General features: G+C 63.3%; 24 protein-coding genes. 7 read left to right on the top strand and 17 right to left on the bottom strand.

Going from position 1 to position 25735, the window contains the following annotated elements:
* Positions 1-94 precede the first annotated feature (94 nt).
* The 5 genes from ccsB to AB4Y77_RS10435 are packed head-to-tail and all read right to left on the bottom strand — an operon-like array spanning position 95 to position 4919.
* Positions 95-1162, bottom strand: coding sequence for a c-type cytochrome biogenesis protein CcsB (ccsB, locus tag AB4Y77_RS10455; protein WP_442013861.1), 1068 nt, complete (start codon positions 1160-1162; stop codon positions 95-97).
* A complete protein-coding gene (gene resB / locus AB4Y77_RS10450) occupies positions 1162-2883 on the bottom strand; it encodes a cytochrome c biogenesis protein ResB (protein ID WP_442013860.1) in 1722 nt (573 codons plus the stop codon). Before resB ends, ccsB begins: the two co-directional genes overlap by 1 nt.
* Positions 2883-3638 carry a cytochrome c biogenesis CcdA family protein gene (locus tag AB4Y77_RS10445; RefSeq protein WP_014922639.1) on the bottom strand — a complete coding sequence of 252 codons (756 nt, stop codon included), beginning with the start codon at positions 3636-3638 and terminating at the stop codon, positions 2883-2885. The genes resB and AB4Y77_RS10445 overlap by 1 nt, the downstream gene beginning before the upstream one ends.
* 5 nt (positions 3639-3643) lie before the next feature.
* Entirely contained in the window at positions 3644-4249 is a 606-nt protein-coding gene (locus AB4Y77_RS10440) for a TlpA family protein disulfide reductase (RefSeq protein WP_442013859.1), read from the bottom strand.
* 4 nt (positions 4250-4253) lie between these two features.
* Positions 4254-4919 (bottom strand): histidine phosphatase family protein, encoded by a 666-nt coding sequence (locus AB4Y77_RS10435; RefSeq protein ID WP_311214004.1) that lies wholly within the window; start codon positions 4917-4919, stop codon positions 4254-4256.
* A 207-nt stretch (positions 4920-5126) separates the two neighbouring features.
* Here AB4Y77_RS10435 and AB4Y77_RS10430 point away from each other — a divergent pair, with 207 nt between their 5' ends.
* The 3 genes from AB4Y77_RS10430 (at position 5127) to AB4Y77_RS10420 (ending at position 7685) form a co-directional block, all read left to right on the top strand.
* Complete coding sequence (locus AB4Y77_RS10430; RefSeq protein WP_311214086.1) at positions 5127-5678, top strand: YceI family protein; 552 nt, start codon at positions 5127-5129, stop codon at positions 5676-5678.
* A 255-nt stretch (positions 5679-5933) separates the two neighbouring features.
* A complete protein-coding gene (locus AB4Y77_RS10425; RefSeq protein WP_442013858.1) occupies positions 5934-6632 on the top strand; it encodes a hypothetical protein in 699 nt (232 codons plus the stop codon).
* Positions 6633-6893: 261 nt separating this feature from the next.
* Entirely contained in the window at positions 6894-7685 is a 792-nt protein-coding gene (locus AB4Y77_RS10420) for a hypothetical protein (protein ID WP_442013857.1), read from the top strand.
* A 49-nt stretch (positions 7686-7734) separates the two neighbouring features.
* On the opposite strand, the gene AB4Y77_RS10415 is transcribed toward AB4Y77_RS10420, so the two are convergent.
* Entirely contained in the window at positions 7735-8442 is a 708-nt protein-coding gene (locus AB4Y77_RS10415) for a redox-sensing transcriptional repressor Rex (RefSeq protein ID WP_396136309.1), read from the bottom strand.
* Positions 8443-8514: 72 nt separating this feature from the next.
* On the bottom strand, positions 8515-8769 hold the full coding sequence (locus tag AB4Y77_RS10410) for a glutaredoxin family protein (protein WP_442013856.1): 255 nt from the start codon (positions 8767-8769) through the stop codon (positions 8515-8517).
* A 201-nt stretch (positions 8770-8970) separates the two neighbouring features.
* On the opposite strand from AB4Y77_RS10410, the gene AB4Y77_RS10405 reads away from it, so the two are divergent.
* Together AB4Y77_RS10405 and AB4Y77_RS10400 are read left to right on the top strand one after the other, a co-directional pair.
* The gene (locus AB4Y77_RS10405) at positions 8971-9819 is read left to right on the top strand and encodes an HAD family hydrolase (protein WP_442013855.1); all 849 of its coding nucleotides are present in this window, start codon (positions 8971-8973) and stop codon (positions 9817-9819) included.
* Between the two features lie 148 nt (positions 9820-9967).
* Positions 9968-10930: a DUF559 domain-containing protein gene (locus AB4Y77_RS10400; RefSeq protein ID WP_442013854.1), complete on the top strand. Its 963-nt coding sequence runs from the start codon at positions 9968-9970 to the stop codon at positions 10928-10930.
* Positions 10931-11160: 230 nt separating this feature from the next.
* Here AB4Y77_RS10400 and AB4Y77_RS10395 read toward each other — a convergent pair whose 3' ends face one another.
* From AB4Y77_RS10395 to AB4Y77_RS10350, 10 genes are all read right to left on the bottom strand, one after another.
* On the bottom strand, positions 11161-11259 hold the full coding sequence (locus tag AB4Y77_RS10395; protein ID WP_003792170.1) for a 30S ribosomal protein bS22: 99 nt from the start codon (positions 11257-11259) through the stop codon (positions 11161-11163).
* A 164-nt stretch (positions 11260-11423) separates the two neighbouring features.
* Entirely contained in the window at positions 11424-11636 is a 213-nt protein-coding gene (locus tag AB4Y77_RS10390) for a helix-turn-helix domain-containing protein (protein ID WP_017199160.1), read from the bottom strand.
* 232 nt (positions 11637-11868) lie between these two features.
* A complete protein-coding gene (locus tag AB4Y77_RS10385; RefSeq protein ID WP_311214011.1) occupies positions 11869-13023 on the bottom strand; it encodes a 3-deoxy-7-phosphoheptulonate synthase in 1155 nt (384 codons plus the stop codon).
* 223 nt (positions 13024-13246) lie between these two features.
* Positions 13247-14266, bottom strand: a complete 1020-nt coding sequence (locus tag AB4Y77_RS10380; protein WP_442013853.1) for an acetylxylan esterase — start codon at positions 14264-14266, stop codon at positions 13247-13249.
* A gap of 51 nt (positions 14267-14317) precedes the next feature.
* Positions 14318-15007 carry a DUF1961 family protein gene (locus AB4Y77_RS10375; protein ID WP_442013968.1) on the bottom strand — a complete coding sequence of 230 codons (690 nt, stop codon included), beginning with the start codon at positions 15005-15007 and terminating at the stop codon, positions 14318-14320.
* A complete protein-coding gene (locus AB4Y77_RS10370) occupies positions 15007-15678 on the bottom strand; it encodes a rhamnogalacturonan acetylesterase (RefSeq protein ID WP_442013852.1) in 672 nt (223 codons plus the stop codon). The genes AB4Y77_RS10375 and AB4Y77_RS10370 overlap by 1 nt, the downstream gene beginning before the upstream one ends.
* A gap of 63 nt (positions 15679-15741) precedes the next feature.
* Positions 15742-16614, bottom strand: coding sequence for a carbohydrate ABC transporter permease (locus tag AB4Y77_RS10365; protein ID WP_311214014.1), 873 nt, complete (start codon positions 16612-16614; stop codon positions 15742-15744).
* Positions 16614-17588, bottom strand: coding sequence for an ABC transporter permease (locus AB4Y77_RS10360; RefSeq protein ID WP_311214015.1), 975 nt, complete (start codon positions 17586-17588; stop codon positions 16614-16616). Before AB4Y77_RS10360 ends, AB4Y77_RS10365 begins: the two co-directional genes overlap by 1 nt.
* Complete coding sequence (locus tag AB4Y77_RS10355) at positions 17585-19114, bottom strand: extracellular solute-binding protein (protein WP_311214016.1); 1530 nt, start codon at positions 19112-19114, stop codon at positions 17585-17587. The genes AB4Y77_RS10360 and AB4Y77_RS10355 overlap by 4 nt, the downstream gene beginning before the upstream one ends.
* A gap of 225 nt (positions 19115-19339) precedes the next feature.
* Positions 19340-20050 (bottom strand): YesL family protein, encoded by a 711-nt coding sequence (locus tag AB4Y77_RS10350; RefSeq protein ID WP_442013851.1) that lies wholly within the window; start codon positions 20048-20050, stop codon positions 19340-19342.
* Between the two features lie 336 nt (positions 20051-20386).
* Between AB4Y77_RS10350 and AB4Y77_RS10345 the strand changes: the two genes are divergently transcribed.
* Positions 20387-22525, top strand: coding sequence for a DUF6807 family protein (locus tag AB4Y77_RS10345; protein WP_442013850.1), 2139 nt, complete (start codon positions 20387-20389; stop codon positions 22523-22525).
* Positions 22522-25677, top strand: a complete 3156-nt coding sequence (locus tag AB4Y77_RS10340) for a family 78 glycoside hydrolase catalytic domain (protein ID WP_442013849.1) — start codon at positions 22522-22524, stop codon at positions 25675-25677. Before AB4Y77_RS10345 ends, AB4Y77_RS10340 begins: the two co-directional genes overlap by 4 nt.
* Positions 25678-25735: the final 58 nt, after the last annotated feature.

Genomic DNA, 25735 nt, shown 5'->3' with positions numbered 1-25735 from the left:
GTTGTTTACCGAGGCCCGGGCCCAAGCCCAGGAACAACGCCCCTGCTCAGGCCCGGATTGGGGCTCGGGCCCCGATGACGGCTGAGTATTCGATTTAGAGCCCGGAATAGGAATGCAGGCCGTTGAAGACCGTGTTCACCAGTGTGAAGTTGATGATCACACAGGCGTAGCCAACAATCGACAACCAGGCTGCGCGGGTTCCGGTCCAACCACGCGTGGCCCGGGCGTGCAGGTAGCCCGCATAGACCACCCAGATCACAAAGGTCCAGACTTCCTTGGGGTCCCAGCCCCAGAAGCGGCCCCAGGCCTTTTCAGCCCAGATGGCACCGAACATGAGGGTGAACGTCCAGCCAATGAAGGCGATGGCGTTGATGCGGTAAGAGAGGTTTTCCAAGCTCAGCGCGTTGGGAACCAGGCGCATGAAGCCCAGGTTGTCTTTGCGGCCGGCAGCAAGGTTCTTCTGGCGGTATGACTGCAGCAACTGCAGCACAGACATAGCGAACGTCAGGGTAAACAGAGCCGACGACAGGACTGCGATGGAGACGTGGATGATCAGCCAGTAGCTCTGCAGGGCCGGAACCAGGTGACCCACGGGAGTCCAGAAAGCAGCCGAAGCAGCAACCAGCATGATGATGGCCAGGCCGATCACGAACGTGCCAAGGAACCGTAGGTCCCTGCGGATGAGGACCACCAGGAACACAGCAACCGCCACAAAGGCACCGGTGGTGAGGAACTCGTACATGTTGCCCCACGGCACACGTCCTGCACCGAAGGCACGGGTGACAACACCCGCGCCGTGGATGAGGACACCCAACACCGTCACGGCCACGGCCACGCGGGCAGGTGCGCGGCGTTCGCCGGCGTACTTCATGTCGCCGGCGGCGGTGCCGCCCTCATAGGTGAGGCCCGACGTCGGACGCTCGGCGCGGCCTGCCGGCCCACCGGCGTCGGGACCTCCCAGGCCTCCCGCGACGCGGCCTGCAGCAACCGTGACCTTCTCGCCGGCGGTGCTGGCCGCAGCCTTCAGGTCCACGGCGCGGAGCATCTTGCTGCTCTTGGCCAGGTCCCAGGCAAAGGCGATGAACGCCACGGTGTACGTGCCGGCGGCCAACAGCATGAACAGCTCGCTGTATTGGCCCAGGGTTTCGTTGATGACGGGCATTACTGGTCCTTCGAGGTTGAGGAAGATCCTGCTGTTGTTGTAGCGGTGTCCTGCGTCTGTGGGATGTTCCATTCCCGGGCAAAGATCTCGCGAAGTGCTGCTGCTTCGCCGGCAAGGCGGTGGTCTTCGCCGCGGGCCAGCAGTCCGTATTCCACCATGGTGCGTCCATCCGAGTGGGTGCCGGTGCGGACCCAGACGCGGCGGCGGTTGATGTAGAGCGACATGACCAGGCCACCGACTGCGAGGAAGCCGAAGATCAATGCGTAGAGCTGGCCGGGGTTGTGGTGGATGTCCACGCCGATGTACTTCTTGACGCCATCGAACGTGATGCTGCCCTTGCCATCGGGCAGGTCCACGGTAGCCCCGGGAGTCAAGGTGATGCCGCCTGCCGCGAGGTCGCGGGCATTGAGCGGTTTCAGGTCCTTGACGTCCAGTTCGAACACGTTCTGGGGCACGCCTTTGTCCAAGCCGAGGTCGCCGTAGAAGGAATTCAGGCTCAGCTGGGGGTTGAAGAGTTCCGGGGAAGCGCTGAACGAGGTGCCGTCTTCGGTAACGAATGCCGTGGGAAGGAAGAAGCCCACAAAGCCGAGTTGTTCCGGCTTCGCATCAGGGACCTTGATGACCACCGATGAGTAGTAGTTGTCGCCTTGGACCTTGGCAGTGACGGGACCTTGGAAGGAAACATTGCCTTCGCCGTCGCGGACGGTGACCAGGGGTGCGTAGCCGTTGCCGGTCAGGTAGAGGCTGGTTCCTCCGAGGGAAACGGGGTCGTTGACCTTCAGGGTTTCCTTCTTGCCCGGCGCATCCGGGGTTTCCTTGGTGGTCACTTCAGCCGTGTAGTCGATGGGCTGGCCTGCCTTGCCCGGGGATTCGCGGTCAAACTTGGCCTCAAACTTGTCCAGTTGCATCGAGTACGGCTGGAGCGCGCTGCTCTGGAAGTTGGTGCCCGGCGTGAATTGGTCGTATCCCACCAGGGTGTTGACGAACGTCTCGCCTTCCACCAGGATGCGCTGGCCGCTGTACCCGTACAAGCCGCCGATGGCCACGGACACCAGAACCCCGATCAGCGAGGTGTGGAACACCAGGTTGCCCACTTCCTTCAGGAAGCCGCGCTCGGCACCCAAGGACGGCAGGGCGCCGTCGACGTCCCTGACTTCCACGCGGTAGCCGCGCTTCTTCAGCAGCCCGGCGGCATCGTTGATGGCCTTCGACGCCGGGATCCCGGCGTCGGCGGGTACCGCCAAGGTGCCGTACTCCGGCAGGCGCGAAAGGCGCTTGGGGGTGCGCGGCGGCTGGGACTTCATGGCTTTGTAATGGGCGATGGCGCGCGGCGTGACGCAGCCGATCAGGGAGATAAAGAGCAGGATGTAAATGGCCGAGAACCAGGCCGACGAGTAGACGTCGTACAGCTGCAACGCGTCGAGGAGCTCGCCGTAGGACGGATTGTCCTTGATGTACTGCGTGACCACCGACGGGTTCGCGGGCCGCTGCGGGAAAAGGGAGCCAGGCACCGCTCCGACGGCGAGCAGGAGCAGCAGGAACAATGCCGTGCGCATGCTGGTCAGCTGGGTCCAGGACCACCGGAGCATGCCCTTGAAACCGAGGGCGGGAAGTGCGGCCTCGGACTTGGCCTGCTGGAGTTTTCCTTCGCCTGATGTGCCTTCTGCGGAGGTGCTTTCAGCGGCTGGTGACTTCTTTTTGGCTTTCACGGACTCGCTCATCAGATTGGCAACTTCACATCGTTTTGGAACCAGTACTGCAACTCGGTCACCCAGGTTCCCCACACGCCGGTGGCCATCAGGATGCCGAGCAAAATCAGGATGCCTCCGCCGATCCGCTGGATGGCCAGGCGGTGCTTGCGGAAGAAGGACATGACTCCCATGCCCCGGCGGACAGCCAGCGCAATCAGGAGGAACGGGATACCCAGTCCAAGGCTGTAGACGAACGCCAGGAGCGCGCCCTTGGCTGCCGAGGAACCACCGGACAAGCTCAGCAACTGTACCGCGGAGTACGTCGGACCAATACAGGGCGCCCAGCCCAGGCCGAAGGTCAGTCCCAGGAGCGGTGCGCCCCAGAGGCCGGCGGGTGGCTTGGCATGGATCTTCGCGTCGCGCTGCAACCACCCGAAGCCGCCCATGAACACCACGCCCATGATGATCACCAGGATGCCCAGCAACTGCGTAATCCAGGCGTTCTGCGGGCCGGTCAGCAACGTGCCCAACTGCCCGAAGGCGCCGCCCAGGAGAACAAAAATCACCGAGAAGCCCAGGACGAACAGGCCGATGCCGGCAAGCATGCGGCCACGCCGCTGCTTCTGGAGGTCGACGCCGGTCAGTCCCGTGACGTAGCCAAGGTACCCGGGGACCAGTGGCAGCACGCATGGCGAAAGGAAGGAGACCAGCCCGGCCAGCAAGGCCACCGGCACAGCCAGCAGCAGCGATCCGTTGAGGATCGTCTCGGCGAAGGGACTGTTCATGGGTGCTACTCGGCCACTGCAGAAGTGATGAGGGCCTTCAAGGTGCTCTTCTCAATCTCGCCGAGCACGCGGGAGGCAACCTTGCCATCCTTGTCCAGGACCAGGGTGGTGGGAACTGCGCCCGGCGGCACGATGCCGGAAACGGACAGGAGCACAGCACCGTCCTTGTCGTTGAAGCTCGGGTAGGTGATGTTGAAGGTCTTGTCGAAGGCCTCTGCGGTAGCTTGTTCGTCGCGCAGGTTGACGCCGAAGAACTGGACGCCCTGATCCTTGAAGTCCTGGTGCAGGGCTTCAAGCTGGGGCGCCTCGATGCGGCAGGGAGCACAGGCAGCAAACCAGAAGTTCAGCACCGTGACTTTGCCCTTGAGGTCCTCGGGCTTCACCGTCTCCCCATTAAAGAGGGTGCCCTTGAGGGCCACTGGCGCGGCACGGTCCGCCTTGGCGAACTCGGTTACCGAACCATCGCCGGCCACGTAGTTCTTGTTGTCGCCTGCCTTGGCTTGCTTGGCCAGGGAATCTTCCTGGGCACATGCGGACAGGCCCATGGTCAGCCCTGCGAGGAGGACGCCACCGGCAGACAGCACACCGCGGCGTGAGAGGTTGTTGTCCATGCTTCTATGCCCCCGGGGTGCTCGCCGCGCCGGGAAGCAGCACGGCAGCAGGCTCGGTGTACTCGACGCGCACGATCTTGCCGTTCTCATCCAGGGTCAGGGATGTCAGGGAGGTGAGCGTGCATTCGCGCTTGCGGGGATCGTGTGCCAGCCGGCGTCCCTCTGCCGTCAAACGGGTTGACCAGATGGGGAGCTGATGGCTCACGAGGATGGCTTCGGCGCCGTCGCCACCCAACTCAACTGCCTTGGCCCGGGCGTCTTCAACGGCGGCCAGAACCCGCGCGGCTTGCTCCTTGTACGGCTCGCCCCAGGAGGGACGCAGCGGATTGCGGAAGTACAGCCAGTGCTTGGGCTTCAGGAATTCACTCTTGGTGGGGTGCAGCCCCTCAAAGTGGTTCTCAGCTTCGATGATGCGGGGCTCGGTGGTGATCTCCAGGTTCAGGGCCTCTGCAGTGGGCATGGCCGTTTCCTGAGCGCGGGTCAGCGGTGAGGCGACCAAGTGGACAATCTTGGCACCCTGGCCGACACGTGCCACAAAGTGGTCGGCCAGCATACGGGCCATCTCCCGGCCACGCTCGGAGAGGTGGAATTCCGGCAGGCGGCCGTACAGGACGCCGTCGGGATTATGGACCTCGCCATGGCGAAGCAGGTGGACAGTTGCTTGGGGCATGTTTACCAGTTTCTCAAAGAAGCGGGGCGATCCGAAATCTTCTACCGCTAGTAGAACTCAAAGTTTTTCCGAAATGTTCCCCGGGGTTGGAATAAAAGATGCATATGCATGTTTATACTAGACACGAAGCTCGGTTGACGCTTCAAGCAATGGGCTCAACCAAGCAAGCACGCACTACCTACCAATCGATATAGGAGCAACACCATGATGACTCTCCCCGCTACCGTCACCACCGGCACCTGGGCCCTCGACGCTTCCCACAGCGAGATCGGCTTCACCGTCCGCCACGCAGGAATCAGCAAGGTCCGCGGCCAGTTCAAGGACGCTTCGGCCACCCTTGAGGTTGGCGAAGCCCTGACCGACTCCAAGGTCACCGCCACCATCCAGACCGCCAGCTTCGACTCCGGCGACGTCAACCGCGACGGCCACGTCAAGGGCGAAGACTTCTTCGACGTGGAGAAGTTCCCGGAAATCACGTTCGTATCCCGGCACGTCAAGGCCAACGGCAACAGCTTCGACCTCGTGGGCGATCTCACAATCAAGGGCGTGACCAAGGAAGTTTCCATCGAGACCGAATTCAACGGCGTCGCAGTGGATCCCTTCGGCAACACCCGCGCCGGCGTTTCCGGCGAAACCACCATCAGCCGCAAGGACTTCGGCCTCACCTGGAACGCCGTCCTCGAAGCCGGTGGCGTACTGGTCAGCGACAAGGTTGTCATCAACCTGGAACTCGCCTTCATCGCACCGGCCGCCGCATAGTCCCTCCACCCCGGCCCCGGCGCACGGGTCCCGCCCTTGTTCGCCATCCACACCGCACTTCGCAGAGGATGGCCAACAAGACGCGGATCCGTAGCCAGGCAAGCCAAACGGCGCCCTGCACAGTTCACGCTGTGGGGGCGCCGTTTCGCATATCCGGACGTCACCCCGCAATTGTTCGGCAAACAGCCTGTATTTACCTGCGAGTTGGCTCCGAAGTTCCTATGCAACCTTCAACCTGCGGTCTACAGTGATGCCATGAGTACCCCAGACGAAGCACCACAGCCACAGCAGCCCGGCTCCCAGCCTCCGCAGCCCGGCAATGTTCCTCCTGCGGGTTACCAGCCTCCGCAGGGCTACCAGCCACCCCAGGGTTACCAGCCGCCGTCGCAACCGGGCCAATATTCACAGCCCGGCCCGGCACAGCCCGGCCCGCCACAGGCAGGCCCTGGACAGCCTGGTTTCCACTTCGAAATGCCCACCGACGGGCCCCGGAACTTCAACGACGTCATGCCCCAGGGCGGATTCTCCGGGATGTTCAAGACCCAGGGCCTCCCCACCGAGCTGAAGGTTTCCTACTTCATCTGGGTGATCTCCGGACTCCTGGGCCTGTTGTTCGGGCTGATCGGATTCTTCGCGATCATCGCCCTCTTCGCGTTCGCCCCGGGCGTTGCAGCAATCCTGCTGATCATCCTCATCCTCACCCTGGCCGTAGCAGCCGCACAGGTGGTCCTGGCAATGAAGATGAAGGAAGGGAAAGAGTGGGCCCGCCTCGCACTCACCATCGTGGCCGGTATCTCCTTGCTCCTCACCATCTTCAGTGCAGCCAGTGCCGGCGGCTCCAGCACGGGCCTCGGCAGCAACTGGTTCGGCTTCCTCGTCAGTGCTGTAGCAGTAGTCCTGATGTGGCTCCCGAACTCACAACTCTGGTTCAAGGCAGTCAAGGGTCACGCTTAACGCTGACGCAACGGCCGCCGTCGTGCCTTATCGGCGGTAATGCAGGCTGAAGGCCGCGGTAAATCCTCCGGGATTGCCGCGGCCTTCATCATGAAGGCGTAAGCCAACATGATGATTTTTGCTGCGAGCCGGAAATACCTGCGTGGGATCATCTGCAGCGTCAGACCCGGGAGGTACGGTGGAAGCAGAACCACGCTGGGGGCAGGGTCATTTTGCTGATCCCGGCGGCCGCACCCGCAGTCGAACAAGCAAAGGAATGCCATGAGCAACCCTCCCTACCCGCCGTCAAACCCGGGCGATGCCAACCAGCCCGAGCAGCCGGGCACCCAGCCCGCAGCTCCCGCCGCGCCGCAGTATGGCCAGCAGAGTCCCGCCGCGCCGCAGTACGGTCAGCCCGCCGCGCCGCAGTACGGCCAGCAGAACCCCGCTGCACCGCAGTACGGCCAGCAGAACCCCGCTGCACCGCAGTACGGCCAGCAGAACCCCGCTGCACCGCAGTACGGCCAGCAGGGCCCCGCTGCGCCGCAGTACGGCCAAGACACCAACTGGCCCAGCCAGCAGCCCGGTCCCACCGCTGTGCCGCCCATGGTCAACTACGCCTTCTGGATGATCGTTGCAGCCGGCGTTCTTTCCGCCATCAGCTCACTTCTGTTGGCCACCACCGGTGCTGACGCGTTCATCAACGCCATGAACCAGCAGGCAAGCCAGCAGGGCACAGACCTCCCCGAAGGGTCCATGGAAGGCATGCGCGGTGTGATCGGCATCAGCGCCGTCATCGGCGCGGTTGTGGCCCTCGGCCTCTACGCCCTGGTAGCTTTCCCGGTCCGCAAGGGCAAGAACTGGGCACGGATCCTGGGTACCGTGTTCGCCGCCATCTCCGTCCTCGGCCTCACCAGCCTGTTCCAGTTCGGTGCCACCTACGGCATCCTGCAGCTCATCGTGATCCTGCTGGGAGTCGCGGCGATCGTCATGCTGTACCTGCCGGCGTCGGCCCCGTACTTCCGCAAGGCGCAGCCTTTCGGCACCCCGTACCAGAACCCGTACGGCCGCTAAACACGCAGAGTTTCAGACGCTGCAAGCGCGGGCGCGGACCCGGCGAAGGCTAAACAGCCTGGCCCGGTGTCTGCGCCCGTTGTGCGTGATACGCCAGAATCTGGAGTTCAGTGGCCATGTCCACCTTGCGGAGGTTCACATGCGGAGGGACCTGCAACAGCACCGGCGCAAAGCTGAGGATGCTCCGGATCCCGGCGGCAATCACGCGGTCGCACACAGCCTGGGCTACCGTGGCAGGCAGCGCCAGCACCACCATGTTGGTGTGGGTGCGTTCCAGGACCCGCTCGAGCTCCGCGGAGTCGCTGACGCGCAGCCAGCCCACTTCGTTGCCGATCACCATGGGGTCGGCGTCGAAAATGGCTACGACGTCGAAGCCACGGGACTCAAAGCCGCCGTACCGGGCCAGTGCCTTGCCGAGGTTACCGGCACCCACAATGGCGACTTTCCAGTCATGCGTCAGGCCCAGGGCAGCAGCAATGTGGCGGCTCAAATACTGGACTTCATAGCCGACACCGCGCGTCCCATACGAGCCCACGTAGGAAAGGTCCTTACGGAGGGTGGACGAGCTGACGCCTGAAGCTTCGGCCAACGCTTCGGAGGAGACCCGCTCCACGCCTTCGGCCAACAGGGAGTTGAGCGCGCGCAAATAGAGCGTCATCCGGGCCACAGCCGCGGGCGGGATCTGCTTGGCGGCAGGTTCGTTGTCCCCGGTTGCAGCCTCCGGGGACGGTTCCAGCGCAGTCACGGTATTCTCCATTGCGTCGCTTTGTTGTTCCACTCTATGACCCCCGGCCGGACTCAACAAAAGCCATTACCAACGGGTAACCCCTCAGCCTTCCAGGACCTTCTTCAGGGTGCGGGTGAGCCGTTCCTCGTCAATCTTCCAAAAGTCACGCTGGACGCCGTCCACCAGCACCACGGGAATCTCTTCCGCGAAACGGTCCTGCAGTTGGGGATCGTCGTCGATCCGTTGCTCCGTCCACTGCACGCCAAGACTTTTTGTGACACGCTCGACGGCGGCACGCGCCTCGGTGCAGAGGTGGCAGTCAGCTTTGGTGAGGAGAACGACGTCGGGAATAGCCATGCCTCAAAGGTACCGGCCCCACGATCTCTCACATCCCACGCCCACCGGCCCGACCCCCTCTCACATCCCACGCCCACCCGGCCCGACCATCTCTCACATCCCACGCCCCACCGGCCCGACCCTCTCTCACATCCCACGCTGCACCGTCACGACACCGTGCGCCCTCGAACGCGGACCGCGGCGATTGACTAGACTCAAGGCATGCCCGAGGAGAAGAACGCCGCCGTGGTCGCAGATGCCTTGGTGCAGAAGCCCACTGTGCAGAAGGACAACGTGCAGAAGCGCACGGGCGAAGCAGCCTTCTTCGACGTCGACAACACCTTGATGAAGGGTGCAAGTCTCTTCCACGTAGCCCGCAAGATGTACGAACGCAAAGCTTTCACGTTGTCGCAAGCGGCCGGATTCGCCTGGAAGCAGTTCAAATTCGTCATGCGCGGCGAGAACATGGAAGACGTCCACTCGGTCCGCGACTCGGCGCTTACCCTCGCTGCCGGCATCACTGTGGACGACATCAAAGCCCTGGGCGAAGAGGTCTACGACGAAATGATCGAGTCGCGGATCTGGCCGGGGACCAAGGCACTCGCGGAACAGCACCTCAGGGTTGGCCGCAAGGTCTGGCTCGTCACGGCTACACCCATCGAGGTGGCGACGGTCATTTCCACACGACTCGGGCTGACCGGCGCCCTTGGCACGGTCGGTGAAGTGGAAGATGGCATGTACACAGGGAAACTCGTGGGCGACATCCTGCACGGACCGGCGAAAGCCGTCGCGGTCCAGCTCGTCGCCGATCGCGAGGGCCTGGATCTGGATCATTGCTGGGCGTACAGCGATTCCGCCAACGACATACCTTTGCTCACCATGGTGGGCCATCCCGTGGTGATCAATCCGGACGCCAAGTTGCGCCGTCACGCCCGCGAGAACAACTGGCCCGTGTACGACTTCCGTTCCGGTCGCCGCGCAGCAACGCTCGGGCTCAAAGCCGCCACGGTTGGCGGAGCGGTCTACGGCCTGTGGCGGGGTTTCTCAAGGTTCCGCGGCCCCCGCATCTGACCCTCTCTCACATCCCTCGGACGTAAACGGAACCATCTCTCACATCCCTCGGGCTTGAACCGAACCTTCTCTCACATCCCTCGACTGCCTCAACGAGCCTGTGGATAACTTACGATGACTCAAGCGTTTCTGGGCAAGAATGCCAAGTATGCCGAATGCCACGCCCCTTCCGCCCGCACTGATCAGCGCACCGTTCACCCTTGACGAGGCCGAGGCTGCAGGCCTGAAGCAATCGCACCTCTGGAATCGCATCGGAATAGATGGAGTCAGCCGCGGCCTCTACCGTCCGTCGGATTGGGATTTCGAGCTGTCGGCGGCTGCAAGGTCGCTGTCGGCCGCAAGTCCAGGGGCTTGGATATCCCATGTAACGGCTGCGAGGCTACATGGTTTGTGCCTTCCACCGTGGCTGTCTGATTCCAATGAATTGCATCTCAGCAAGCCGAGGATTCTCCCGTCAGTCCGCCGCAAAGGCGTGATCGGACACACGGTAGTGGCCTCCACCGACGAGATCGAAAATGTTCAAGGCATCCGGATCAGCACTCGGTCGCGTACCTGGTTGGATCTCGCAAGACGCCTTCCGCTCGGCGACCTCGTATCTATGGGTGACGAACTCATTCGCAGACCCAGGCCGGACTTCGAAGAACGCGACACACCTTTCACCACACTTGAGGCACTTCGCGAACTGGTGGGCAGGCACAGGAATCTGCAGGGCGTCGTCAGGGCACGCGAAGCATTAGAGCTCATGCGTGTTGGCTCCGACTCTGCGCCAGAGTCACTGCTCCGCTTGGCAATGTTGGACGCCGGCATCCCCGAGCCGGAACTCCAGGTGCACCTCCGGCCAAACGATCCCTTTTCGCCTTCTGCGGACTTGGGCTTCCGTGATCGGCGGGTTGCAATACAGTACGACGGCGGTCATCACCTTGGACGGGACCAGATATTTAGCGATCGGCGACGCGACAAGGCGTTCGAAACAGCAGGTTGGATGGTCCTGAAATTCGGAAAGGATGACTTGGCGGACAACTTTTCGTCAGCCACTCAGAAGATCAAGAGCGCTCTCCGATCAGCATGGCGGGATCCCTCGGTAACTTCGGGTTTCTCCCGAGGGATGTGAGAGAGCAACCCCACCCAACCCCAGGGACCTGAGAGAGCAACCCCACCCAACCCGAGGGACCTGAGAGAGCAACCCCACCCAACCCGAGGGATGTGAGAGAGCAACCCCACCCAACCCGAGGGATGTGAGAGAGCAACCCCACCCAACCCGAGGGATGTGAGAGAGGGCTGGGGTGCAAAAATGCCCGCCACCTCGAGAGGCAACGGGCATTCACGCTTGATGAAGTATCTCTACTTCTTATTGCGGCGCTGGTGGCGAGTCTTACGAAGCAGCTTGCGGTGCTTCTTCTTGGCCATACGCTTGCGGCGCTTCTTAATAACTGAACCCACGAAAGTTCCTTACAAACTAGAAGTTCCTGTCTGTTGGAACAGATCCGCGGAAGCAGACAAGTACAACTGACAGATTCTTACATTGACGTAAAACGTTCCTTAACAGAGTACCGCTTCAAAGGGGCACCCTGTGACCACGGTCCGCGGGACGGACCCCGGCAGCCTCAGGCGGTCTCGGATTGTCCGTCCACCACGGCACCCTTGAGGTACTGGGCAACGGCCTCTTCAGGAACCCGGAAGGAGCGCCCGAACCTCACGGCGGGCATTTCCCCTGAGTGGACCAGGCGATACACGGTCATTTTGGAAACACGCAGGACGTCGGCCACTTCGGCCACCGTCATGAAACGCGCATTCGAGAAGTTAGTCTCTGCGGACATTTCCCATATTCCTTTGCTCTCAGCCGGTTAGGACACCCCCAGTAGAACGGTGTGCCGATGCTGAGCCATCAAACAACCATGTGCTAGATACTCTAGAGGCTGATGGGGCCAATGTGAAAGCTTTTCCCGTAAGTGGGATGCCACTCCCCGGCCGGGCAGGACCCCTAACGGGGGCTCGCTGCGGGCATTGCCGAACGCACGGCATGCTGCGCAGCGAAGCCACGAAACGGATCTACTCCGCAACCACCGCGCGACGCTTCCGGGCCGAGGCTGCGAGCTGCTCCAGCACCGAGGCTGTGACGTCCCATTCCATGCAGGCATCGGTGACGCTTTGGCCGTAAACGAGTTCCTGCTCCCCCGCAAGCTGCTTGGCGGTGTCCAGGTTCTGGGCTCCGCCCACCAGGAAGCTCTCCAGCATGACGCCGGCGATCGGCGAGGTCTCCCCTGCTTCGAGCTGCGCACCGATTTCCAGGGCAACCTCAGCCTGGCGGTGATGGCTCTTGCCGCTGTTGGCGTGGCTGGCGTCCACGATCAGGCGCGGGTTCAGGCCCTTGGCAGCGAGCTTGGAGGAAGCAGCCGCGACATCGTCCTGGGAGTAGTTGGGTCCCTTGCGTCCGCCGCGCAGGATCACGTGCGTGTCCGGGTTGCCTGAGGTGGCTACGAGAGCCGCGCGGCCGTCGTCGTCGATTCCCAGGAAGGCCTGCTCGGCGGCAGAGGCGCCGCAAGCGTCAATCGCCACCTGCAGGTCGCCATCGGTGCCGTTCTTGAAGCCGATAGGCATGGACAGCCCGGAGGCGAGCTGGCGGTGGATCTGGCTTTCGGTGGTGCGGGCACCGATCGCGCCCCACGAAACGAGGTCAGCCATGTATTGCGGGCTGATCGGCTCTAGGAACTCGGTGGCCGTGGGCAGCCCAAGGGCCGTGACCTGCTTCAGGAACCCACGGGCCGCGCGAAGGCCGGCGGCGATGTCGTGGCTGCCGTCCAGGTGGGGATCGTTGATGAGGCCCTTCCAGCCGACGGTGGTGCGGGGCTTCTCGAAGTAGGTCCGCATGACGATCAGCAGGTCTTCCTTGTGCTTCTCCGCCTGGCTCACCAAACGGCGGGCGTATTCGAGACCGGCCTTGGGATCGTGGATGGAGCACGGGCCAACGATGACCAGGAGGCGGTCGTCCACGCCGTCCATGATGGCCCGGACCTGGTCACGGCCGCGGTCGACGACGGCAGCTGAGCGGGCATCCAGCGGCAACTCGGCGATGAGGTCCTGGGGCGCCGGAAGCGGCTCGAAGCGTGCCACCCGAAGGTTGGAGGTGGACGGATGCGCGGCGTCAGCGGCTCCCGTTTCAGGGGAGTCGAGCGATTCGGTGGGTTCTGCGGCGATGCTGGTCATGTCTGGGTCCTGTTCCGGGATGCGGAGCGGGCCCCTTTTCAGAACCCGCCGGATATGGCGAAGGGCAGAGAATGATCTCTGCCCTGTTGGCTCTGAAGGAAAGTTGGATGCGTGTCAGTTAGACGCGGGCCCCTCCAGAGCCAACGAAAAATACGCATACCAACGGTTTGTCATAGCCACACCATAACCGCGGTTCTTCACACCGGGCAAATCGCGTCCGCCATCATGACAAATGTTTGCGCAGGAACTGCAACTGCTTGATCCAGTGGTGTTCCTGGCCGCCCTCATGGTTGTTGAAGCGGTAGACCTCGATGTCCTTTTCGGGTGCACCGCCCGGCGCGCCCGAGGAGCCGGTGCCGTAGCTGTTGTAGCTCGCGAACACAGTGGACGGAGGGCAGATGTCGTCCATCTGCGCAGCGGAGAACAGTGCAGGAACGGTGGCGGCACGGCCCAGGTGTACGCCGTCAAAGTAGTTCAGGACGGCCAGCGTTGGCTCATACTTTTCGCGGTGCCGGCCCAGGAAGCCGGCGATTTCCGGGTAGGGCCCGCGCGGGGTGATGTCAATGGCGCGGGGGAAGTCCTGCAGGAACGGGACGTCGGGCAGCGCGGCGATGACGCCGTCGAGCCTTCCAGCCGTCAGCCCAGCGGCCGCAACAGTAATGCCGCCACCTTGGCTGACGCCTGCCAGGACTACCTTGGAGGGGTCGACGGCGGGATGGCTCTGCGCCGCTTCTACGGCACGGAACGCGTCCACGTACACGCGTCGGAAGTAGTAGTTGTCCTGGTGCTCGGAACCCCGGGTCATGAGCCCGGCGTAGTTGTTTCCGCCGGCAGACGGGTGCGGATCCGGGGTGTCGCCCGAGACGCCGCCGTAGCCCTGCCCGCGGGTGTCCATGATGAAGTGCGCGTAGCCGGCCTGGGCCCACCGGGTGTTCTGGTTGACCAATCCGCGGCCACCGGAGTAGCCGATGTACTCCACCACCACGGGAAGTTGCTGGCCCGGCTGGCGGTGTGCCGGCAGGTGCAGCCAGCCCTTGATGCGGTCTCCCCCGAAGCCGGCAAAGGAGACATCGAAGGTGTCGATCACTGAGAGGTAGTTGTCCACGGGCTCGAACACAGCATCAAGTGGCAAGGTCCTGGCCTCGGTGATGGTGCGGTCCCAGAAGGCATCGAGATCTGCCGGCGGGACCACGCTTGAGGTGTAGTCACGGAGCTGCTCAAGGGGAAGGTCAAAGAGGGGCATGTGGACATCCTACGTCATAGTTTCGTGTGCCCCGTCACAGGGCGTAAGGGGCTACAACTGGCTGATGCAGAGGTTCCGGTAGGCGGCTTTCAGGGGAGCCATCTGGCGAATTCCGAAGTACCCGCCCCGGAGGGGTGCGGCCGCGGGATCGGTCCATTCAAAAAGCAACAGCTCGTTGATCGAAAAGGCAACCCGGGGGCCGTCCTTGATCACTTCCATGCGATAAAACCCATCGGCATCCCCGGCGGGCGGAAGCGGGTCGGCTCCCTGCGCCACGAGCTCGAAGCCCGCGCTCTTACGGAGATTGCAGGTTCGGAACGCGCGCTCGGAAGCGTGCTTGTGCCGGAAATAGGAGACATGGAGGGCGTCCATGTCTCCCGAATGGTATTGCGGATAGAAGCCGGTGCGGGGAGCCACAGTGGAAGAGAACAGGTCCGCTCCACTGTGGCCGGCGGCTGCGAAGAACACCATGGCCAGGCCGGGCTCCTCCAAGGGGAGGAACTCCCAGGTGATCCTGACGTGATCGGGCAGTTCCTCCGGGCACCAAAGTGTCCAATGTGCGTGGTCGCCGTGCTCCTCCGCATCAAGGGAGCCCGACAGGACCAGGGCGCTGGTGGCGTCGCCGCCGGAGCCCAGTCCGCCGTCGTCGTCCGTTTCCACCTCATGCGTTCCGAACTGAACCGGCCCCTCCGCCACCCAATCAGCCACATCCGCAGGACCCCGCAGCGGGTTGGAGTGCATCACGCACGCGCCCCCGTTCTGAGGGTCGCGGGCAATCCGTAGCCGATGGATTCCAGGTGCTCCGCCACGAACGCCGCGATCCGCCGGGCACCTTTCTCGTGGAAATGGGTATTGTCCTCAAGGCCGCCGGCCCAGTGTGCATGCTCACCCGGAGCGAAGTGGAAGAAGAGCTCCTTGGAACCCTCCTCCCCCAGCTCCTGGTAGAGGGAACGCGTCCACTGGTTGAGGTCAACGACCTCCAGGCCGAGCTCCAAGCCAAGCTCCCGGACCACCACAGGGTAGTCCCCCAGAGTGACCTCAAGCTGCCCGTCCGCAAAGTGCCGGCGCTCCACCGAGGTGCACAGGATGGGGATGCCGCCCTTGCTGCGGACCTCGGCCGCCATGCGCTTGAGGTTCTCGGTGTAGCCCGTGCGCGCGGCCAGGTGTTCACGTTTCTGGTCGTTGTGCCCGAACTGGATGAGGACCAGGTCGCCCTGAACGGTCTGGTTAATGAGCTGGTACCAAAGACCTTCCTCGCGGAACGACTCCGTGGTGGCGCCGCCCTTGGCGTAGTTGTGGACGGCAGCCCACCAGTACGTCTCGGGCGCAAGATGGGCGCCCCAGCCACTCATGGGGTACTCGAAACTGGGGCAGGCGGCAACAGTGGAGTCGCCCGCGAGGAGGATTTTCATGGGTGTCCTTTCAGATGATGCAGCGGCGGCGCGGCGGTATGCCGCGGCCGCAGGAAGCGGCGCCTAGCCCTTGACGGAACCGATCAGCATGCCCTTGGCAAAGTGCTTCTGCAGGAAGGGGTAGAAGATCAGGATGGGCAGCGTGGCCACCACAATCACGGCGAATTTGATGCCCTGCTCCGGCGGGATATAGGAGGGATCCACGTTGCCGGTACCCAGGAGGTCCGAGGCGGCCGTGACCTGGCGCAGGTACATCTGCAGGGTCCACATGTTGTTATCGCTCAGGTAGAGCAGGGGCGACATGAAGTCGTTCCAGATCCCCACAGCGTAGAACAGCGCGAACGTGGCCAGCACCGGCTTGGACAACGGCAACAGAATCCGCCAGAGGATTCCGATTTCCGTGGCACCGTCCATCTTGGCGGACTCTTCCAGCTCCTGAGGGAGTTCCTGGAAGAAGTTCTTGATGATGATCAGGCTGAACGGGTTGATGGCCGCAGGCAGGATGAGCGCCCAATAGCTGTTGAGCAGGCCCAGGTCCTTGACCAGCAGGAACGTGGGAATCATGCCGCCGGAGAACACCATGGCGAAGACCACCAGGGACATGATCAGCTTCCGGCCCCGCAGGTTCTTCTTCGCCAACGGGTACGCCATGGTCACGGTGAGCACCAGCTGCACCAGGGTGCCCACCAGCGTCACCAGCACGGTGGTAATGAGGGCCCGGGTAAAGGCGGGTGTGGAAAAGATGTACTCGTAGGCGCCCAGCGTGAATTGCTCGGGCCAGACAAAGAACGCCCGCCGGGTGATCTCGGCCTCATTGGCGAAAGACCCTGCAATCACGTAGATGAACGGCAGCAGGGTGATGATGCCCACCAAGCTCAGGAAGACATAGTTTGCGGCATCAAAAACCCGTCCGCCGCGGGTGTTGTGAATCTTCATTAGAACAGTCCGCTCTGGTTGAACCGCTTGGACAGCCAGTTGGTGCCGAAGATCAGCACGATTCCCACGAGGGACTTGAAGAGCCCGACGGCGGTGCTGTAGCTGTAGGCGCCTTGGGTGATGCCCACGAAGTACACGTAGGTGTCGAAGACGTCGGCCACGCTGCGGTTGAGTGCGTTGGTCATGAGGTAGATCTGCTCGAAGCCGGTGTTGAGCATCTGCCCGATGGCCAGGATGAGCATCACGATGATGGTGGAGCGGATGCCCGGCAAGGTGATGTGCCAGACGCGACGGAACCTTCCGGCGCCGTCGATAATTGCTGCCTCGTACTGGTCCTGGTCCACTGTGGCCAGCGCGGCGAGGAAGATGATGGTGCCCCAGCCGGTGTTCTTCCAGATTTCCTGGAGAACGATCAGGGGCCGGAACCAGTTGGGATCGGACAGGATGTCCACGTTGGTCCCGAACAGGCCGTTGACGAACTGGAACAACGGTCCGATGTCCAGGGCGAAGAGCAGGAAGCTCAGGGACGCCACAATGGTCCAGGACAGGAAGTGCGGAATGTACACGAGCGTCTGAACGGTGCGTTTGAGCACCGAAAGACGGACCTCGTTGAGGAGCAACGCCAGGATGATGGTCAGCGGGAACGCGATGCCCAGGTTCAGGAACGCCAGGATCAGCGTGTTGCCCAACAGCCGCGGGAAGTCCGGGTTCGCAAAGAAGTCCGTGAAGTTGGTGACACCCACCCAGGGGCTGCCATTGACGCCCAGGAACGGAACGTAGTCCTTGAAGGCAATGGACACGCCGTACATGGGCCCGTACCGGAAGATGGCGAAGTACAGGACTCCGGGCAGCAACAGCAGATACAGCCACTTGTAGTGCGCGAAGTGGACGGCGAAGCCGCGCCGCCGCGCCGGGGCGGGCGGCTTGGTGGCCGCCCGCTCCGAGGCTTTGGCTTCTACAACCGGGGCTGTCACTTCTTGTTTTCCTGCCAGAGCTTATTGATTTCTTCCTTGACCTTGTCACCGCCGCTGGTGTTCCACAGCTTGATGGCGTCCTTCAGGCCCTGCTCGTCGGTCTGCCCTGCGAGGTACTTGATGCGGGCGTCGGCCACGATGTTGTCCAGCTGCGCGCCCTTGGCGACGTAGGTGGGCGAGACGAAGGCAGCTGCCGGGTTGTACACGGCGCTCTTGAGGTCCTCGGCCATGACGGAGACGCGGTCATCGAAGACCTTTTGCTCGTACTCGGAGGCCTGCTTGACCGGGTAGAAGTTGTTGCCCGTGACGTTGGTGCCAAGCTGGGCGAAGCTCTTGATGTCGGTGTTGACCATCTTGCCCTCGGGGGTTTCGGGCTTGATGGTTGCAGCGAGACCTTCCTCCACGGTGAAGTTCACGCCCTCGATGCCGTTGTTCATGAGGACAGCAACTTCCTTGCTGTTCAACTTGTCCAGGAAGGTCAGGACGTTCTTCAGGTCAGCCTCGGTCTTGACGCTGGACTTGGGGATGGCCAGGAAGCCGGAGTACCCGTCGGTGGGGTGTGCGTGGAGTTCGCCGTCCGGTCCCTTGAGGCTGCCTACGAAGCCCACTTTGTTCTCGAAGTCGTTCGGGTTGGCCTGCTTGAAGAGGTTGATCAGCACGCTGACGCGGGAGTCGACGTCCACGATGATGCCACCCTTGCCGTTGAAGAACGGTTCGTTCCACTTGGTGCCGTCGAACGTGGCGAAGTCGGGGTTGATGAGTTTCTCATCCACCATCTTCTTGATGAAACGGTTGGCTTCGAGGAATTCGTCGGTTTCGAAGCTGGGGACCAGCTTGCCGTCGCGCTCGGTCCAGCGGTTGCCGGCGCCGTACCAGGTCTCGATCAGGTCATACGGGCTGTTGGTTCCCAGCGCGCCCCATTTGGGGATGGTGATGCCGTAGGTGTCGTTCTGGCCGTTGCCGTCCGGGTCCTGTTCGGTGAACGCCTTGGCAACTTTGTAGAGGTCTTCGGTGGTTTCGGGCGCCTTCAGGCCCAGCTTGTCCAGCCAATCCTGGCGGAACATGACCGCTGCACGGATCGGGTTGCGGCCGCGGTAAACACCGTAGACCTTGCCGTTGACGCTGGCGTTCTGCTGGACCTCCGGGAAGGTGGTCTTCAGGTTCGGGTAGTCGTTGAGCTTGTCCGTGAGGTCCCAGAAGGCGCCGGCTTCGGCGTTCTTCACGAAGCCGGGCGTTTTGCCCTGGACCACCAGGACATGCGGGATCTCCGAAGATGCCAAGGTGATGTTCATCTTGTCTTCGTAGGACGCGTTGGGCGTCCACGTGATGTTGACGTCCTTGCCCGTGAGTTCCTCGAGCTTCTTCTGTACGGCGCCATCGGCTGTTGGCGGCTGTGCCTCCAGGAACGGCGCCATGATCTTGACGGAGGAAAGGTCCGACGCCGGCGCTTCGCCACCACAGGCGGTCAGCGCCAGGGCTGCGGAAACGACGACGGCGGCTGCCAGCGTGTGTTTTCTACGGATCATTTTCTTACCTGCTCCACTTCATCGGGGTTGGTGTCTTTCGACTCTTGCTTTGACGGCACACCTGGGAACCTTTTGAGGCTCCATATGTGCTGGCCACTTGCATCTTGATACGTTTCATTAGTACTCGCGCCAGAAGCGTTGGGGACGAGTTCACTGCCTCCTTGAACATCGAGGGAGCGGTGAAGGACCGGCGGCCCGCTCAAAGCGGGGCGGGCGCGGTTGAGCTCAGACAAGGCTGGCCTCCGTACTGGGGTTGGTGGTGGAAACAGGGCCGACGCCGCTGGCGGGCACTGCGTTGGCGGCCGCATCGCCGACGGTAGCTGACATCGCCTCATCGTTGGCTGTAAAGAAGCGGTCGCAAAGCCACCCCGTGACATAAAGCCACGCACCAATTCCGAAGAACGGAATCAGCCCCGGAACCGACCGGCACACGAACAGGGCGGCCGCCGTGACGAACAGGAGAATCACAGTTCCCGCCAGATGCCGCATCGCAAAGCGTGAGGACATCAGGAAGTACTGGGCAAGGGGAATGTCATAGCGGGCGAACATCGGGAACAGGTAGCAGACCGCGCCGGCTACAAAGAGGGCCGCCATCAGGATTCCGGCGGAAGCGATCTGCGAGCCAAAGTCCCACCCTGCAGAGAAGTAGCCCCAGTTCAGGCTCAGGGCGACACCCACGGCGATTATGGGCAAACCCAAAGCATTGCCCTTGCCGAAGTTCTTGAAGTACTCCTTTGCAAAGCGCCGCATCAACGGCGTGGCATTTCCCCGCACCTTGTCGCGGACCAGGACGTGGGCCGCTGCGGTACTGGGCCCTATTCCCAGGACAACTCCGCCGAGGACAGTGAAGGCAATCCACAACACGTTCAGGCAAGCTATCCAGACGAGTGTGTCGAAGAGCGTGTAGGCACGGAAGCCAAATCCACCAGAGGCCATGGCGCTCCCCCTTTCTCCATCGTTGCAGAACAGGCCCAAGTAACTGCCAGTAGTGGTGTTCTGGACGCTCAGAACGACCGCTAATGCCAGCCAGTTGGGGTCGACCCAAGTGGGCCATGTCACTAAGTAAACGCTTTCCCGTCAACTTAGACGCCGGGCAAGGTTGGAGTCAAGATGATTCTTGAATCGTTACATTTACTGGGAGCCCGCGCTACACTGGGCGGAGCCGGAAATGGGAAATCGCTTGCTGGGTATAGCCTGAACCCGCCGGATACTTACGTGAATACCCTGACGACGGCGTCACCGCCTTCGTTGCAGCGCCAGCAGAGGAGAGCCATGGACACCCCTTCCATCGAGTCCATCACCAGCCCCGACCCGCACCGGGCTGCACCGGCACCCCGGACGACACCCGGATCCCGCACGGCACCCACACCCCAAAAGGCGCCCGCGCCCGTACTCCGTACCTCAGCCGCCAGGATTGCCCTGGTAGGAGTCCACGGCTTCGGAACACACCACCTCCACAACCTCCATCGGCTGAGCGCACTGGGTGTGGTGGAACTCGTTGCCGTGGCGGACCCCAATCCACCGTCCGCTGGAGCGTTGCCCGGGACAACTGCTGTCCACGAAGATCTGGATGCCCTGCTGGCCGGCGATCACCACCCGGACGTGATCATCGTGGCTACTCCGATTCAGACCCACGCCCCGCTGGCTTTGTCCGTCCTGGCGTCCCATTCCCACCTCTACCTGGAAAAGCCCCCGGTAGCCTCCATGAAGGACTTCCTCCGACTCAAGGAGGCCGCAACCGCAGCCGGACGCAGCGTACAGATCGGTTTCCAGAGCCTGGGTTCCCATGCACTGGCCGCTTTGGAACAGCTGGCCAACGGCGATGCCACGGAAGAACTTCCAGGCATCGGCACGCTCAAGGGCATCTCCGCTACCGGCCGTTGGGTCCGCGACCGCGCCTACTACAAACGCTCGCGCTGGGCGGGCAAACGCAGCCTCGACGGCGTGGACGTAGTGGACGGCGTCGCAACCAACCCCTTGGCCCACGCGATTGCCACTGCCCTCCGCATCGCCGGAGCACGCCAGGCAGAAGACCTGTCCTTCGTGGAGACAGACCTCTACCGCGCCAACGACATTGAAGCGGACGATACCTCCGTGATCCGTATGAAGACCGTCAACGGACTGCCCATCACCTGCGCCCTCACGCTGTGTGCCACCGAATCCGTGGAACCGTATGTCACGCTTCACGGCACCGAGGGAACAGCGGTGTTCCATTACACCGAAGACCGTGTCACGGTCCGCACCGAAGCCGGCGAAACCACCCACGTCTTCGGGCGGGACGATCTCACGGAGAACCTGCTCCAACACCTTTCCGACGGCACCGCCTTGCTCAGCCCCTTGGATCACAGCGGCGCCTTCATGCGCGTCCTGGAAGCCATCCGGACAGCCGAGGCTCCTGCCCTGATTCCCTCGGAATTCGTGACGTGGGTGGGATCCGGCGATCAAGCCCATGCAGTGATCCCCCGCATCGAGGACATCCTGGAACGGGCCACACTGTCCCATGCCACGTTCTCCGAACTCAGCCTGCCGTGGGCGCGACCAGACGCAACGGGATCCGAAGCTCTCTTCGCCCCCGATGCGGAATCTGAAGGTGCCGGCGATCCCAGTGAGGAAGCTCCCACAGCCATCTTCCGCAAGGGAAGTGACCTTGCCACGGCGTTGTCGCCGCGCCCTTACCTTCATCCGGTGACCACCCGCGGCGGCATTGTGGTGACAGACCACCTTGCTTCGGACCACGTGTGGCATCTCGGCGCCGGTTTCGCGCTGCAGGACGTCAACGGCAGCAATTTCTGGGGTGGGCGCAGTTATCGCCGGTCGGCAGGAAAATACGTGGACCTGAACGACCACGGCAGCATCGGGATCGCCGGAGTCACCCACGGACCGGACCACTCCACGGCGGACCTCCACTGGCTGGCCGCCGATGGCGGCTTGCTCTTGGAGGAGCGTCGCACTTTCCGTCGTTCGCTCGTCACCCCGCGAACGTGGCGGCTGGACATCACAACGGAACTCACCGCCGTCGTGGATGCCTCGCTGGGCAGTCCTGGCTCGCACGGTGCCGCGGGAAGTGGCTACGGCGGCTTCTTCTGGAGGCTTCCTGTCAATGCCTCTCCGCGAGTGTTCTCCTCCACAGCCGAGGGCGAACCCGCCGTACATGGTTCCGTGACGCCGTGGCTGGCGTGGACCGGAGAGTTCGACGGCGGGCCGGCCACGTTGGTGTTTGGCGCACCTTCCGAGTCCCCGGACCCATGGTTTGTGCGATGCAGCGGCTACCCGGCCGTGGGTTCGGCGCTGGCCTGGGACACCGCAGTCGAGTTGGCTGCGGGCGATTCGCTGACCCGTTCCGTCACGGTGTGGATCAGTGACGGAATACTCGGCACCCCTGACATCGAGGAATTGGTGTCAGCTCGATGAGTTCCAACGCCCCGGCATCACCACTCCTCGCGACGAACCTCACGGTGGAGGGCCGAACGCAGTGCCTGATGGCCCCGGCACTGCCTGGGTTCGCTTGGCAGCTGGATGCCGGTCCTTCCGCTGACACGGGGCAATCGTTCCAAGGTGCGTACCGCCTCCAGGTGATGGACCGCGCCGGAACAGAAGTGTGGGATTCGGGCACTGTTGTCACGGACCAGCAGCACCACCAGTCCTCCACAAGCCCCGAAAACAGCCCCAACCTCAGCCCTGACAGTGACTACCAGTGGACCGTGCAGGTCACGGACGCCACCGGCGCTGTGGGCGCGCCGAGCGCGCCGGCCCCCTTCAGCACAGGGCTCTACGAGTCGGGAACAAGCGGCTGGAACGCCGAGTGGATTCATCGCGCCCCGGGAGGCCGCGCTCCGCTGGAACTGGTGGAGGGTTTGCTGCGTGTGAGCGGCTCGCCACATCTTCCTTGGCCCGTGCCAGCCAGCGGCAACACGGTCATCAATGCCCGCTTCCGCTTGCGTCTGGGTACTGCCGGAATTCTCCTTCGCAGCGAGGGACCCGGAACCGGGCTGCTGCTGGAAATGAAACCCAACCGTACAGCCGTCCTCCGGCAGGCTCCCGATTGGGAGATCGGAGCCATGGCTGCGCCCGCCACGGAGGCACTGGCCGAAACCCCGGCCTTTGAGGCAACCGCTGTTTCGCGGGCGGGTGCCACTCCCCACGACGGCTGGCAGAATCTGGTGGTCACCGACGACGGGCAGCGCATCACCGTCACCATTGACGGCACCACGGCCTTGGACTCGGACGTCGCAAACACCGGCGGCACGGGCATCGCCTTCCACCAAGGGCCACGGAGCCAGGCCGAATACCTCTCCGTTGATGTCCGAAGCGACGGGAAGACCCTCCACAGCAGCGACTTTACCGACCCCGGCTCGCTGGCAGACTGGACCACCACCACTCCCCTCCGCCAGCCCGACGAGTGGACCCTTGCCAAGGCAACCTTCAGCCTCAAGCGGCCCGTGGTCCGCGCCCGTCTCTACGCTGCGGCAAGCCACCACGCCGCGTTCACCCTCAACGGCAGTCCCTGCCTGGAGACCACCAACTTCGGCTACCCGGGCGAACACTTCTACAACGCCGCCGACGTCACTGACACACTGCAGTCGAGCGGTACCGCCAGCCTGACCGCCGTCGCGCATTGGTACGGTCCGGGCCAGGGCCGCGCGGCCGGCCGCCCTGGTCTGCTGGCCCAGTTGACGGTGGAGTACGACGACGGCACCCGGGACGTGTTCGGATCCGGGCCCGCTTGGCTGGTGGCCGAGGGTCCCTACCGCCAGAGCGGGTACCGCAACGATGAGGGCGACCCGATCGAGCATTTCGACGCCGGAGCCCAGCCGGAAGCCTGGCAGCCTGCGCTTTCCATCGGAGCCCATCCCGTCCCCGATTTCCCGGTCCTCAACCCACATCACGCCAGCGTCGCGCGGAACCATGCTCCCGCCGTCGACATTTTCACGGCCGACGACGGCACACCGGTGGCGGACTTCGGCGCAGTGATCCCCGGGCGCCCGGTGGTGGAGTTCCTCCGGGGCCGGCACGGACGGACCGTGATGGTTCGGGCAGGGTACAACCTGCGGGCCGATGGTCGGGTGGACCCAGGAAAGACACCCAGCCAGAACACGGACATGGCGTTCCCGTATACGCAGAAGGACGGTCCGCAGCGCTACGAGGCAGCGGTGCACTTGGGGTTCCGCTACCTCGAATTTCCCGGCGTGGGCATCGCTGACCTCGGTGCGGTGGGGGCAACGGTCATCCATGCTGAACACCCGGCCGAAGGCAGCTTCCACAGCTCCGACGACACCCTGAACAGGGTCTTCGCGCTCCTTCGGGACTCTGCGTTGCTCGGTGTGCAGGAACAGTTCGTGGACACGCCCACCCGCGAGAAGGGCCAGTTCCTGGGCGACGCCGTGAACATCTCCTACGCCACCATGGCTTTGTTCGGCGAGCGTCATTTCACGGCCAAGGCACTGCGCGAATTCGCGGGATCAGCCAAGCGCTACTGGGATTCACCCGATCAGCGGGGTCGCTACAACGCGGTGTATCCCAACGGCGACGGCAAGCGCGACATCCCCGACTTCTCGCTCATGATGCCCGAATGGGTGGAGGACTACCACCGGCTCAGTGGGGATGACGCACTGGTCCAGGAACTCCTCCCCTGCCTTCAGGACACGGCCGGGTACGTGCTCCGGCACATCCCCGGCAACGGTCCCACCGCCGGGCTGGTCACCGACCTTGGCGGCGGTGCGGGCCCGTACCTCCACGGCATCGTGGATTGGCCGGCGCCGGGCCGCTTCGGCTACGACATGGACTGTGCGGCCCGCACCACGGTGAACGCCCAGTCCTGGTCGGTGCTCGACGCCGTCAGCCGGCTCTGCGGGTCTGCAGGCCTTGCGCCCGAGGCCACCCGGTACAGGGAAGCGGCCGAGGAGCTGGCGGGGCACATCAACACCCGGCTGCGCGTGGACGGCGTGATGGTGGATGGTTTGTACGCCGACGCCCGGCCGAGCCTGAATGCCTCACAGCATGCGACGTCGTTCCCGTTGTCGCTGGGCATTACCCCCTCCGTGCACGCGGCCAAGGACGCCGAACGCATCGCCGGAATGGGGATGCGGCAGGGCCCCATGACGGTGCACCGACTGTTCCGGGCGCTGCTGTCGCAGGGGCGCGTGGACGCTGTCCTGGATCTCCTGACGGAGCCAGGCCAGCCTGGCTGGGCACGTTTGCTGGAAGCCGGTGGCTCCTTCACCTGGGAGGCCTGGGAACTCGATGAGGGCAGCGACTACAGCCAGTCCCACGCTTGGTCTGCTTCCGTAGTCCGGGAGATCCTTGAGTACCTCCTCGGTGTCCGGGTGACAGCGCCGGGGGCGTCCGCCGTCGTGATTCAACCGCCGGTGTGCCGGCTGGAACGTGCCGAGGGCAGCGTGCCCACCCAGCGCGGAGTGGTTGCTGTTTCCTGGCAACGGACGGCCGACGGCATGGAGTTGGAGTGCAGCATTCCCGCAGGCGTGACAGCCCAAGTGGTGCTCCCGGACCGTACAGTTCCGGCCGGACCTGGCACGTGGACTTTCGGCCCGCGAGACGGCATTTAATGACAATGTTCCTCGTCTGAACTGTCATTAAATGCCACCTCGCGGGGCCTCAGTGAAC

Source organism: Paenarthrobacter sp. YAF11_1, from assembly GCF_052113445.1.
Classification (GTDB): domain Bacteria; phylum Actinomycetota; class Actinomycetes; order Actinomycetales; family Micrococcaceae; genus Arthrobacter.
The sequence above is the reverse complement of the archived record's forward strand: the minus strand, read 5'-3'. Positions and strand labels throughout refer to the sequence as shown.